The following is a 12,360-nucleotide window of genomic DNA, read 5'->3' as shown; positions in this document are numbered from 1 at the left end:
ATGAGACGCGCCGCCATGGCCCTTCTGGCCAACCACATTTCACCGCCCAACCTAAGTATCATGCAGGATGAGGGCTGGTCAGTGGCCCGTGTTCGGACCGAGATTCTGTCTGGCTTGACAGTGGCCTTAGCCCTGGTGCCCGAAGCGGTAGCCTTTGCTTTTGTGGCTGGGGTGAACCCGTTGGTTGGCCTATATGCGGCGTTTATGGTTGGGTTAATCACCGCGTTGTTTGGCGGGCGCCCGGGCATGATTTCCGGCGCCACTGGGGCGCTGGCGGTTGTGATGGTGGCGCTGGTTGCCCAGCATGGTGTGGAATATTTGTTTGCTACTGTGGTGCTGATGGGGATCCTGCAGGTTATTGCTGGGGTTATGCACTGGGGTAAGTTTATCCGATTGGTGCCGCATCCGGTGATGCTGGGTTTTGTGAATGGTCTGGCGATTGTGATTTTCCTAGCCCAGATGACACAGTTCAAAGTACCGGGCAGTGGTGGTGAAGAATGGTTGTCAGGGATGTCGCTGTTCTTGATGCTGGGACTGGTGGGGCTGACCATGTTGATCATCTGGGGCACCCCCAAGATCACTTCGGTGATCCCGGCGCCTTTGGCAGGGATTGGTATTGTGGCCGCTGTGGTGATCATCTTTGGTCTTGATGTGCCGCGTGTTGGTGACATGGCGTCGATCCAGGGTGGCTTTCCGATGTTCCACAATCCCTTTGGTGAAGGTGTTGGGCTGTATGGTACTGCGCTGGCTCCGTTTAACTTTGAAACGCTGCAGATCATCCTGCCCTATGCGCTGATCTTGGCGGCAATTGGTCTGATCGAAAGCCTTCTGACGCTGAACCTTGTGGGTGAGATCATCGGCAAACGTGGCGGAACAAGCCAGGAATGTATGGCCCAGGGCGCCTCAAACGTTGTCACTGGTTTCTTTGGCGGCATGGGCGGTTGTGCGATGATTGGTCAGTCGATGATCAACGTGAAATCAGGTGGCCGGACCCGAATTGCTGGCCTTGCTGCTGCATTGTTCTTGCTGTTGTTTATCGTCTGGGCCTCGAGCTTGATCGAGCAAATACCGCTCGCCGCGCTGGTGGGTGTGATGTTCATGGTGGTGATCGGCACCTTTGCCTGGAACTCACTGAAGATCATGCGAAAGGTGCCGCCGATGGATGCCTTTGTGATCGTCCTGGTGACCGTTGTGACGGTGATGACCGATTTGGCGATTGCAGTTGTTGTTGGGGTGATTGTATCGGCGCTGGCCTATGCCTGGAACAACGCGCGGCGTATTCACGCCAATGTCCGGGATTCTGAAAGTGACAAAGGCGCGCGGGTCTATGAGATCGAAGGACCACTGTTCTTTGGTTCGACCGATGGCTTTATCGAGCTGTTTGACGTTGAAAACGATGCTGACCGTGTGATTGTCGACTTTGCCCGTAGCCGGGTTGTTGATCAGTCTGCGTTGCAGGCAATCGAGGCGCTGGCTGGCAAGTATGAAGACGCCGGCAAGTCCTTGTCCCTGCGCCATCTGAGCCGGGATTGTCACCAGTTGCTGACCAAAGCCGGGCACCTGATGATCGATAGTGATGATGATCCGGACTATGCAGTTGCGGTGGACTACTCGGTTAAAACCGGGATCCTGGGTGGGCACTAAGCCCTAGCAAAACGGAGTGCGCCATCTGGCGCACACTGGTTTGTTTGATTTGAATATGCGGAGAGGTCGGTCTGTTTTTCAGGTCGGCCTTTTGGCTTGTAAGAGAAGGGACTTGGGTCTCACCAAAACAGCGATGCGCAGTGTCATATCCGCCATCACCTGAGCCCTGGCTACCAGCTCTGCCACCCCGCACCAAGTGAAATAACCGTCTCCCCGCCGGGCGGGGGGCCTCGGGGATTTCACTTGGCCCGGCGCAGCTGAGCTGGCGCAGCGGTTTCAGGCGAAGGCGGCTCCGAAACAGCGATCTTACCTCAGGGCTTTCAGGTCTCCGGTCAGGAGGGCGTTTTGAGCAGCGGCGACGCGCTCAGCTGGCCAGTCCCACCATTGCAGGTCTTGCAGCTGATTGATTTTATTCTGGTCGAAGCGGTATTTGATCACAGTGCCGGGATTGCCAGTGACCACCGCGTAGGGCGGGATGGTGCCGCGAACCACGGTGCCAGCACCGATAATGGCACCATTGCCAATATGGGTGCCGGGCAGGATCATGGCGCCGTAGCCGATCCAGACATCGTGGCCGATCACCGTATCGCGGGTGTCAGGTTGAAAACCGATCATCTGTTCTGGGTCGAACACCGGGAAGGGATAGCAGGTCAACCCCTCCATGGCGTGATTGGCACTGGAGGTGATGAAGCGGACACCATGGGCGATCTGACAGTACCGCCCGATCCGCAGCGTTTCCTTCGACATTGGGAACAGGTAAGGCGCGAGATGGTTGGCCCAGCCATCTTGTGAGGGGGGATCAAAGTCTGAGGCATAGGTGAAATCGCCAACCTTGAACTTTGGGTGATCCACGACATTGCGCAGAAAAACGGTGCCAAGGTGGGGTTGACCATCGGGCAGGGTGATGGGGTGGACGCAGGTTGCGTCGGGCAGGGCGTAAGGCATGAAGCCTCCTGTATTGGAAAATGTGGGGATTTTCGTGTGTTACAGGTGCTGGTCCATCATGCCCTCCAATTTGTGTACAGTCACTCGTCCATTTGCCGAATTCTGAGCTGCCCCGCCATCAACAATTGTATGATCCAGGTTGAAGAAGACGCTGCCCGACGTGAGACATTGCCTTCTGGTTATCTGTTTGGAGAATGTCTGGTAAAATATCTAGTCACACTGGTTTTAAACGAGCTCGAAGTCTACACAGCTTCTCACTTCTTACCACAAGCTTTTTTCTGCTTCCAAAACTCATAAACACACGCAACAAAACCGAAAGGCATTAGAACAAATATTGATAGCTCACCCAACATAGTAAACCGCGTTCCGTAATAACTCTCCGGAAAGTAGTTTCTCCAGACAATCATCAACGGAAACATACAGCAGAGAATTTGCAAGACGGGGTCGCCGAACACCCAGAACCCCTTTAGCAGGTTTGTAATCCCATTTTTCTTCATTTTAGGACTGTCCTATCCTCATACTTTTTCTAAGGTTTGTGTTCAATTCTGTCTTGCAGTTCGATCCCTCATGCGATTTTCGAAACTCTCACTTTCCAAGTAAGTCGATACAAATTCAGCTCTATTCGCCCGCCCTTCTGTGAACGGGAAGTCCGGTGAATACATAGCCCTCAGGAATAGGTGTAGTCAGTCCGAAAATTCATAGGCAAGTGTCACGCTATCTCCGCAGAAAAAGGCTTCGTTTGGATTTCCCATGCCGAATATCAAATCATCCCGAATTGCGTTTAGAAAACACACTCGCAGGTTTTGAGGGCCCAACCACTCACCGATGATCATTAGACCAGAACGGTCACTGTGAAAAATACTCCCCCCTCCTTCTCCCCACATGACTGTTGCGGAGGTGTGAAGAAATTCTCCATCTAAGTAGTTCTCTTGAATTTTTAGAGCCTTGCGATTGTCTGGAGCAAGCAAGTCAACCAGAATGGTCTCCTTGAACTCAGGAACCTTATGAACACGTCTTTTCTTCGAGCGTCTTGGTTTACTGAGTTTGCGCAAAAATGAGTGCAACGCACTACGACGTCTCTTTATCAGCGTTTCATCACCGCCTCTGTCAGACCAGATCCCTAAACTTTCTCCCGTTGTGATAAATCTCTCAGTCTCTTCAAAAACCCTAATGTCTTTATGTTGTGTTTCCCACTGGGCAAAAGCGAGAGCTAGAAAAGCTTCATATCGGTCCTCAAAGTCAGAAAAATAGTCTGACATTTCGTCCAGCACTCGGTCGCTTGCCTCTTCTGGGGAAGCTCCTTGGTTATAGATGTCAAAATAGAAATTGTAGACGTCGCAGAAAGCGTCATCCTCTCCGACCTTGTAACCTCATGTTCCCATATTTGATTGGTCCCTTTTAGCTAGCAGGAGACTACCAAGCTGGCATGAGAGCTGTACATCAATTTCAGTACCGGTCAATGCAACCGTTTACGACAGACGCAAAGTGGACTTCCACCAAAACGTAGTTAGCGGCAGGCTTCTCTGTCTACCTGCCATTGCTAACGTCCGTTGTTGACTTGCCGCCGCACCAATCCAATTTGGCAACTATCCTCAATGCCAAAATTGTGACACCCTTTCCGCATTGATCTGAACAGGAGTTTCCCATGAATGCATTACATTTCGCCGCCATCTTCTCCCTTTTGTCTGCGCCGGTATTGGCTGACGAAGTCTGGGAAAGTGACATGGGCCAAATCGTCTATGAGGCAGAAGAGGGCGGTGCTGCCATTTTTTCCTTTACCAATGTGGATGCCTATCCAGCCAAACTGATCATTCCGGGCTTGGCTGGGAACTACTCTAATCGCAGCAGCCACGATGCATATTGGATCGGTCAAGGCGCTGGCGCGTGCACCGCGTTCATGTCACACGGCAACGCACCCGCAAGCAGCCAGTGGGGGCGGGCTCAGGTTGTGTTTGACGGCCCAGCATTCCCCACATCGCTGACGGTTGTTCTGGGGTTTTGCCTGGACGAGCCGAATATCGTGCTCCGTGGGGAATAGGTTTTACCCTTAGGTGTCATCGGGGCGGGTTAGGCTGAACACCTCGCGGACGGCTGAGTAGTCACGGTAGCCCATACGCGCCAATGGAACAAAACGGGTGACGTCAAAGGTGCCGTCCACCAGACAGTCATCGCGCATATGAACACCGAGGACCTCGCCAAAGACCACGCGGTTGGCTTCGCCGGGCAGAGTGACAACGTTGGTCAGTTTGCATTCCAGCGCGGCCGGAGCTGCGGCGACGCGGGCGCAGGGGATGGTGGTGCAGTCTTGCATTGCCAGATCTGCATGGGTGAATTCATCCGCTTCCCGGGGCAGGGCAGCCGAGGATGCGTTCATCGCATCGCGCATCGCATATTCCACAATATTGACGCAGAACACGCCGGTCTCGATGATATTGGCCACACTGTCCTTGGTTCCATTCTGGTCCGGCTTGGACCCGGTTGAGGCAAACATCACCTGTGGCGGTTCATAGGCGACCGCGTTGAAAAAGGAATAGGGGGCGAGGTTATTCACGCCCTCGGCCGACCGGGTAGAGATCCAGCCAATGGGGCGTGGGGTGATGATGGCGTTGAATGGGTTGTGTGGCAGGCCGTGGCCGTCTTCGGGGCGATAGAACATGCGTGTCTCCAAATGTTTGCCCAAGGCTTAGACCCGTGTTAGGGCGATTGCCAGTCTGAGTTTGGGAGGCCATGCGCCGTGATCGAGCTGATAGCGGAACAGCCGCAGGACCGTTGGGAGGTCGAGGCGTTGTATGACCTGTGCTTTGCGCCCGGGCGTGAGGCGTTGTCGTCTTACCGGTTGCGTGATGATATTCCCCCGGTGCTGGGGTTAAGTCAGGTTGCGCGTGATGAACTGGGCATTCTGGCGGGTGCAATTCGATTTTGGCCGGTGCACATCGGATCTGCGGATGCCCTGTTGCTGGGCCCTGTTGCTGTTCACCCGACCCATCAGGGCGAGGGGCTGGGCGGCTCGTTGATCCGCGATTCTCTGGCTAAAGCTGAGAGCAGCGGTTGGGCACGTGTGCTGCTTGTAGGCGATGCGCCTTATTACCGGCGATTTGGTTTTGAACGCCTGAGCGGGGTAGAAATGCCCCCCCCCACCAACCCGGACCGGGTGCTGGGCTTTGCGCTACAGGACGGTGCCTGGGATGGGGTTCAGGGTGAGGTGAGCCGCTGGAAGGGTTGAAAACCGGGGCAGGCTGACCAATGTCTATGGGATAGAGGAGGCGGTTTTGACAGAGATTTTATCCCCGGTGCAGAGATTGAGCCCACAGCAGACCGAAGCGGAGCTGGATGCCTTGGCTGAGCGGTACCGCAATGCGGCTGGAACTGGGCTGCAATTGTTGAACATGGTTGGTGGTAAGGCAGAAAACCTGCTGGATCGATTGCCCGACTCTGTTCGCTCGGGTCTTGGAAGTGCAACTGAACAGGCCTTACGACTGGCCATGGGCGCTGCCACCCGCTCGCGCCGTGCCGTGCCGGATCAGAGCCCACAGGCCAACCGAATGATGAGCGCAGCCATGGGCGCTGCCGGAGGTGTTGGTGGATTGCCGGGGGCGCTGGTTGAACTTCCCGCGACGACGGCGTTCCTGTTGCGCACTATTCAAGGTGTCGCCGCCGAACATGGGTTTGATCCCGAGGCCGAAAGTGTCACCTTCGACTGTATTCGGGTGTTTGCCGCAGCAGGCCCATTGGCCCATGATGATGGGGCAGATCTGGGGTTTCTCTCGCTGCGCCTAAGTCTGTCAGGCGGGGCGCTGCAAAAACTGATTGCTCAGGTTGCACCCAAGCTGGGTGTGGTCATGGGGCAAAAACTGGCGGCACAGGCTGTTCCTGTTTTAGGTGCGGTTGCTGGGGCGACCACCAACTATGTGTTTTCCGGATATTACCAGCAGATGGCTCAGGTGCATTTTGGGCTGCGTCGTCTGGCGATTGATGCGGATGTCCCACACGAGGATATGGTTCATCAGCTACAACTGCGATTGCAACCTGCAGTCTCCAAAGGGTGAAGCTGCTACCTTTGGTCGATGAAGCGATCCTGCGCTGGTTGGTTACTGAGCTGGTTGTCATAAATAATTTACGTGAGTTGGCTGTCGTGTCGGTGTAGCCTGTTGGCAATTCTGAGGATTGAACCGATGATCACTCAAATGTCGATTGCTGCCAAGGTGCCAAATGAAGGTGCGGTGCTCAATCAGTTTGCTGCCCTGTGCTACCGCATCAGCAAGAAGGGGAATCCAAAAATCCTGTTGGTGACCTCGCGCGGCACTGGGCGCTGGGTTCTTCCAAAAGGGTGGCCAATCAATGGCTGCACGCCTGCCGGATCAGCGGCGCAGGAAGCCTGGGAAGAAGCCGGTGTGCATGGTACAGCAGCAAGTGAATGCCTGGGGCTGTATTCCTATCAGAAATGGCGCAGCCGCCGTGTATCGCAACCCATCATGGTTGCGGTCTATCCAGTGAAGGTCTCCGAATTGGCAGTAGAATTCCCCGAGCAAGGCCAGAGAGTACGAAAGTGGTTTTCACCCGCCCGCGCCGCCAGAAAGGTGCAGGAACCGGAGCTGGCGCGCATTTTGTCGGGGTTTCGTCCTGATGTCTTGCGCGGATCGACGCATTGCCCTTGATCTTGCCTAAGTCTGAGCTTTATTCAGGCTGCGCAACGTGAGAATAATTCATGATACAATACGCCCTGAAATGTGCCGACGGCCATACCTTCGACAGTTGGTTTCAGTCCGCCTCAGCTTTTGACAAGCTGGCGGGGGCGGGGATGGTGTCCTGTGCCGTTTGTGGACATGGATCGGTTGAAAAGGCGATCATGACGCCTCGGGTCCGGCCCGGACGAAAGGCCGTATCTGGACGCGGGGAACCTGAAGTTCCGACACAGGAAAAGGCAGCCAGTGCTGAAACGGCGCAGGCTGCAGGAGCAGCACCATCATCGCAAGCGGCCCTGCCGCAAGAGCCGGGGGCGGGGGCGCTCAGCACTCCCGCCAATGCGCAGGAGCAGGCTATGGCAGACCTGCGGCGTAAAGTTGAAGATAATTCGGACTATGTGGGTAAGGATTTTGTGTCGCAAGCGCGGGCGATGCACGAGGGTGACGCCCCCGGGAGAGCGATTCACGGTGAGGCCAAACTGGATGAGGCAAAGGCCCTGATCGACGAGGGTATACCCGTTGTGCCGCTGCCGTTCATGCCCAACCGCAAAACAAACTGACGACCTGAATATTTAGGAGTAGATGGCAAATGCATGTTGTAGTGACGGGGTCCAGCCGCGGCATTGGCCGTGAAATGGTAGCGCGGCTTCGGGCTGCCGGGCATGAGGTCACTGGCACTGCGCGGGATCACTCCACCGATACCCGGCTGAACGTTTCTGATCCGGGTCAGCAGGCGCGACTCGCTGCTCAGATGAAAGATAAGCCCGTGGATTTGCTGATCTGCAATGCGGGGGTTTTTCTCGATAAGGGAATGGCGGTGGAAGATTACACCGCAGAGGTCTGGGCCACCTCGCTGGCCACCAATGTTACTGGCGTCTTTCTGACGGTTCAGGCCCTGCTGCCCAACCTGCGGCTTGCAACTGAGCCTAAGATTGCAATCATCTCGTCGCAGATGGCCAGCCATGCGCTGGCGCCGGGGGGCAGCTATGCCTATCGCGCGTCAAAAGCCGCAGCGCTGAACATCGGGCGCAATCTGGCGACGGACTTAAAGCCTGAAGGCATCGCCGTAGGGATTTACCATCCGGGTTGGGTGCGCACGGATATGGGGGGGGATCAGGGGGATATCTCGGTGCAGGATTCGGCCGAAGGGCTGTTGAATGAGTTCGACGTCCTGAACGTTGCGACCACCGGTTGTTTTCATACCTGGGATGGACGTGTGCACGCGTTTTGACTGAAATGGTGCGTGCAAGCACACACCCTACGAAGGTCTACAGACGGGGAAGGACTAATCTGTAGCTTCCTTAGACGCACAGACCCTAGCATGAAAAAAAACGCCGATACCCGGGTATCGGCGTTTTCAATTTTAGTGGTGCGATTGGTCAATCAATTCCAGCAGCTGACCAATACTGTCATACCATTGACCACGCGGTTCATCGCGGCATTCGACAACGTGGTAGCGTCAGCGCCACGATCGCTGGCGGTCACGCCCGCTTCGCTCAATGTCAGGCGGATGGCCTCGGCATTTGCAGCAAAGCTAACACCTTGTGGCAACTGCTGTGCGCCAATTTTTTGCGGCAACAACATGCCCAGAACCGCGCCAGTCCCATCTAGGACAGGTCCCCCGACATCGCCGGGCTGTGCTGGCAGTTCCAAACGCGCGACGCCAGAATTCCCGTCCAGGCTTTTGATGTCTGCAAGCGTTCCCCAGGTCAGGCTGGGAGCGCCAAGTAGGCCTTCGTAGGAGAACCCAGAGACAGCCACTTCGGATTGCAGGCGTGGTGTGGAGGCGCTGAACTCTGCCAAAGCCATCGGTGCCAGTGGTGTCGTTGGACGCAACACAGCCAGACCATTGGCGGCATCATTGTGCTGCAGCTCAGCAGGGTAGTCGTGGTCAAGGGTCAGGCGCGTGCAATTGGCCACCACATCCGAAGTGGTCAACACTGTCCCTTGAGCATCTACGTAGAACCCTGAACGAGACATGCGGGGTTGGCGGATCTGCAGGCCAGCCAAAAGATCGATGCTCTGCTGAGCGTCGCCACCGGCGGCAGGATCGAGAACCCCATCAAGGCGGGCAAAGCTGGATTGCATTTCGGTGAGCACGCGGGACCGGCGGTTTTCATCTCCTGCGGGCCAGATCAGAGTGAAGCCTTTGATCTCTCCATTCTTCAGGCTGGCCTGAGTGAACGAAACGATACCATTGCCGCGACCTTCGATGGTGAAGCTGTCATTGCCGCGTTCACGCGGGCCAACCAGAGGCACGATCTCAAGCGTTTGCAGAATGTCATAAAGACCAAACAGAGTGCGTTGGTCGCCAGGTTGCGAGATCAGCAGGACGCGTGCGCCAATGTCGCCCTTGGCGTCAAAATGGGCAAACGGCGGCTCGTAACGGGAAAAGCCTACTTCGCGAGCGGGGATTTGCATAGAAATACCGGCGCTTGCGTTGGTCATTTCAGCCATACCAACCGAAATCAGCGGTGCGTTATATTCATCGAGCAGAGCCTGGCGCTGGCGTGTGGTCAGAATGCCTGTCAGCTCATAACCATTGGCTGCCTGCCAGTCGTTCATGGATGCACGGGTGCCTCGACCAAATGAGCCATCGATAGCGGAGTTGTAAAACCCGGCGGCTTTGAGAGCAATCTGAAGCGCCTTGCGTTCATCCGCTGTCAGTGCGCGTTCGCTGCGCCGTGCCTGTGCAGGTGTTTCATCAGGAACCTGTGGTGTTGGTACGGGCTGGGCTGTTGATGTGTCTACCTGTGCGGTTTCGGTGGCAATTGTTGCAGGCAGTGTTGTCACGCCAACGTTGGCTGAGGTCGCCCCTTGTGGCCAGAATTGTTGGCCAAGGTTGCGGCCAAAGGCAATGAAACTGTCACGTGGGATGTTTCCCTCGCGGCGATAAACCTGCAACGCGCGTTCTGCATCGGCGCGGCTGTAAGGTCCCAGTACGACGCCATACCAGCCGCCACCAAGAGCATAGCCACTGACGTCCGGCAATTGTGCTGCCAGACTTGAAGCGCGTCCCTGGGCTTCGGTCAGCGAAGCATGTGCTGCAACCTGGATCCAGACCGAGTCTGGGGAGACCTGCTGTGCTGTTGCCGCTTTCGGCAAAGTTGCGGCCAATGCCATCAGCGTCAGCGCCATCGAAGCAAAGAAAGTCTTCATTGCGGTTCCTTTATCCCTGAGGAGTCAAAATTTTGGGCAATTAAGCATTTTAGCGCCTCAAAGGGAATGCCTATTGATGGGGGGAATTCGTACCTTGACGATGCAATATGGGTTGTTTTGTCCAATTGCCCTCCATTCTGGCGTTTTTGTGCTCCAACCCGGCCTGAGATCATATGGGTCGTTGACCCTGACCGGGGGCTTGCATAGGAAAGACCCGCATTTGCAGCCCCAACAGGGAAAAAGACATGACCCAGACCAATGGCGCCCCGCGCTCGTTCCAAGAGATCATCCTGCGGCTCCAGAGCTACTGGGCCAGCAAGGGCTGCGCGATGCTGCAGCCCTATGACATGGAAGTTGGCGCGGGGACGTTTCACCCGGCAACCACGCTGCGTTCACTGGGATCGAAACCCTGGGCCGCTGCTTATGTTCAGCCCTCGCGTCGTCCGACAGATGGCCGCTATGGTGAGAACCCCAACCGTTTGCAGCACTATTATCAGTATCAGGTGTTGATCAAGCCAAGCCCGCCCAACCTGCAAGAGCTGTATCTTGGCTCGCTTGCTGCAATTGGTGTGGATATGGATCTGCACGACATCCGCTTTGTCGAGGACGACTGGGAAAGCCCGACACTGGGTGCCTGGGGGCTAGGCTGGGAGGTTTGGTGTGACGGCATGGAAGTCAGCCAGTTCACCTATTTTCAGCAGGTTGGTGGCTACGATTGTGCGCCGGTTTCGGGCGAGTTGACCTATGGTCTGGAGCGGTTGGCGATGTATATCCTTGGCGTTGACCATGTGATGGATATGCCATTCAACGACCCGGACGCGCCAATCCCGATGACCTACGGTGATATCTTCAAACAGACCGAAGAAGAATATGCCCGCTGGAACTTTGACACCGCCAATACGGAAGTGTTGCTACGACAGTTCGAAGAAGCCGAAGCGGAATGCGCAGCGATTCTGTCGCAACCCGCTGAAGATCCCAAGACTGGCAAGCGCATCGTAATGGCGCATCCGGCTTATGATCAGTGCATCAAGGCCAGCCATCTGTTCAACCTGCTGGATGCGCGTGGTGTGATTTCTGTGACCGAGCGCCAGGCCTATATCGGCCGTGTTCGGGCACTGGCCAAACAATGTGCTGATGCCTTTGTTCAGACTGAGGCGGGCGGCTGGGCGGCCTGATGCCTCCTGCCGTACCTGCCAGTGGGTTGCTCGGGAAAGGGCGCTGTTTTCCGTTATGCCAATCCGGGCAACAGCGCCTTCAACCCGTCGGTCAGCATGCCAACCGCAATAGCGGCCAGAATCATCCCCATCAGGCGACTCATGATCACCCGCGCGGTGCCCGACAGATGTTTGGCAAAGGTTGGAGCGTTGTAAAACACCAGCCCCAGCAAGGCGACCAGCCCGGCAAAGACACCAGCAAAGGCAATCATTTGTGTGGCGGTCTGGGCCTTGTGGCTGAATATGATCAGTGTGGTGATGGTGCCGGGTCCGACAATGATCGGAAACGTCAGCGGATAGAACGCCACACTTTCAGCCGAAGGAAACGCGTTCTGCTCGCCCGTGGTGCCGTGGTGCGAACTGCTCTGCTCGCCATTCAGCATGTTGAGCGCGATCAACAGCAGTACAAGCCCGCCCGCCAAGCGGAAGTCATCAACACTGATGCCAAACAGGTTGAGAACCTGGGTTCCGACCACTGCAAAACTGCCACCAAGAATAAGGCTGTATATCGCGGTTTTCACCGCAATCTTGCGCTGGACCTCAAGGGGGGCTTGTTCGGTTACGCTCAGAAAGATCGGCAAATTGGTCACCGGGTTCATGATTGCAAACAAGGCGCCGAAAAAAGTGATGGCAAAACTGCTGTCCATTTGAAATTCCCCTATTCAATGGCAGGACATTGCCCCAGTGACGTTTGAAACTAAAGGGGCGATGCGCCT

At 55.8% G+C, this 12,360-nt stretch carries 13 protein-coding genes; 8 read left to right on the top strand and 5 right to left on the bottom strand.

Annotated elements, in window-relative coordinates:
• Positions 1 to 1,644, top strand: a complete 1,644-nt coding sequence (locus GO984_RS13005) for a SulP family inorganic anion transporter (protein WP_157022947.1) — start codon at positions 1 to 3, stop codon at positions 1,642 to 1,644.
• 306 nt (positions 1,645 to 1,950) lie between these two features.
• Here GO984_RS13005 and GO984_RS13000 read toward each other — a convergent pair whose 3' ends face one another.
• Positions 1,951 to 2,589, bottom strand: a complete 639-nt coding sequence (locus GO984_RS13000; RefSeq protein ID WP_157022946.1) for a CatB-related O-acetyltransferase — start codon at positions 2,587 to 2,589, stop codon at positions 1,951 to 1,953.
• A 683-nt stretch (positions 2,590 to 3,272) separates the two neighbouring features.
• On the bottom strand, positions 3,273 to 3,848 hold the full coding sequence (locus tag GO984_RS12995; RefSeq protein WP_157022945.1) for a hypothetical protein: 576 nt from the start codon (positions 3,846 to 3,848) through the stop codon (positions 3,273 to 3,275).
• A gap of 386 nt (positions 3,849 to 4,234) precedes the next feature.
• Between GO984_RS12995 and GO984_RS12990 the strand changes: the two genes are divergently transcribed.
• Positions 4,235 to 4,627, top strand: a complete 393-nt coding sequence (locus tag GO984_RS12990) for a hypothetical protein (RefSeq protein WP_157022944.1) — start codon at positions 4,235 to 4,237, stop codon at positions 4,625 to 4,627.
• Between the two features lie 9 nt (positions 4,628 to 4,636).
• Here GO984_RS12990 and GO984_RS12985 read toward each other — a convergent pair whose 3' ends face one another.
• Complete coding sequence (locus GO984_RS12985) at positions 4,637 to 5,245, bottom strand: flavin reductase family protein (protein WP_157022943.1); 609 nt, start codon at positions 5,243 to 5,245, stop codon at positions 4,637 to 4,639.
• 78 nt (positions 5,246 to 5,323) lie between these two features.
• Here GO984_RS12985 and GO984_RS12980 point away from each other — a divergent pair, with 78 nt between their 5' ends.
• The 5 genes from GO984_RS12980 to GO984_RS12960 all read left to right on the top strand — a co-directional run bounded on the left by GO984_RS12980 (position 5,324) and on the right by GO984_RS12960 (position 8,502).
• Positions 5,324 to 5,812 (top strand): GNAT family N-acetyltransferase, encoded by a 489-nt coding sequence (locus GO984_RS12980; RefSeq protein WP_167740324.1) that lies wholly within the window; start codon positions 5,324 to 5,326, stop codon positions 5,810 to 5,812.
• A gap of 46 nt (positions 5,813 to 5,858) precedes the next feature.
• Positions 5,859 to 6,635 (top strand): EcsC family protein, encoded by a 777-nt coding sequence (locus GO984_RS12975; RefSeq protein WP_245231101.1) that lies wholly within the window; start codon positions 5,859 to 5,861, stop codon positions 6,633 to 6,635.
• Between the two features lie 126 nt (positions 6,636 to 6,761).
• On the top strand, positions 6,762 to 7,244 hold the full coding sequence (locus GO984_RS12970; RefSeq protein WP_157022942.1) for an NUDIX hydrolase: 483 nt from the start codon (positions 6,762 to 6,764) through the stop codon (positions 7,242 to 7,244).
• 50 nt (positions 7,245 to 7,294) lie between these two features.
• Positions 7,295 to 7,831, top strand: a complete 537-nt coding sequence (locus tag GO984_RS12965; RefSeq protein WP_157022941.1) for a DUF1178 family protein — start codon at positions 7,295 to 7,297, stop codon at positions 7,829 to 7,831.
• Between the two features lie 29 nt (positions 7,832 to 7,860).
• Entirely contained in the window at positions 7,861 to 8,502 is a 642-nt protein-coding gene (locus GO984_RS12960; protein ID WP_157022940.1) for an SDR family oxidoreductase, read from the top strand.
• Between the two features lie 152 nt (positions 8,503 to 8,654).
• Here the strand turns inward: GO984_RS12960 and GO984_RS12955 are convergent, their stop codons facing one another.
• Entirely contained in the window at positions 8,655 to 10,430 is a 1,776-nt protein-coding gene (locus GO984_RS12955) for a trypsin-like peptidase domain-containing protein (RefSeq protein ID WP_157022939.1), read from the bottom strand.
• Between the two features lie 245 nt (positions 10,431 to 10,675).
• Between GO984_RS12955 and GO984_RS12950 the strand changes: the two genes are divergently transcribed.
• On the top strand, positions 10,676 to 11,605 hold the full coding sequence (locus GO984_RS12950; RefSeq protein WP_157022938.1) for a glycine--tRNA ligase subunit alpha: 930 nt from the start codon (positions 10,676 to 10,678) through the stop codon (positions 11,603 to 11,605).
• 53 nt (positions 11,606 to 11,658) lie between these two features.
• On the opposite strand, the gene GO984_RS12945 is transcribed toward GO984_RS12950, so the two are convergent.
• Positions 11,659 to 12,291, bottom strand: coding sequence for a MarC family protein (locus tag GO984_RS12945; RefSeq protein ID WP_157022937.1), 633 nt, complete (start codon positions 12,289 to 12,291; stop codon positions 11,659 to 11,661).
• Between the last annotated feature and the right edge of the window lie 69 nt (positions 12,292 to 12,360).

It is taken from the genome of Parasedimentitalea huanghaiensis (genome assembly GCF_009753675.1).
GTDB classification, from domain to species: domain Bacteria; phylum Pseudomonadota; class Alphaproteobacteria; order Rhodobacterales; family Rhodobacteraceae; genus Parasedimentitalea; species Parasedimentitalea huanghaiensis.
Note: the sequence above shows the minus strand (reverse complement) of the source record. Positions and strands in the feature narration are given on the sequence as shown.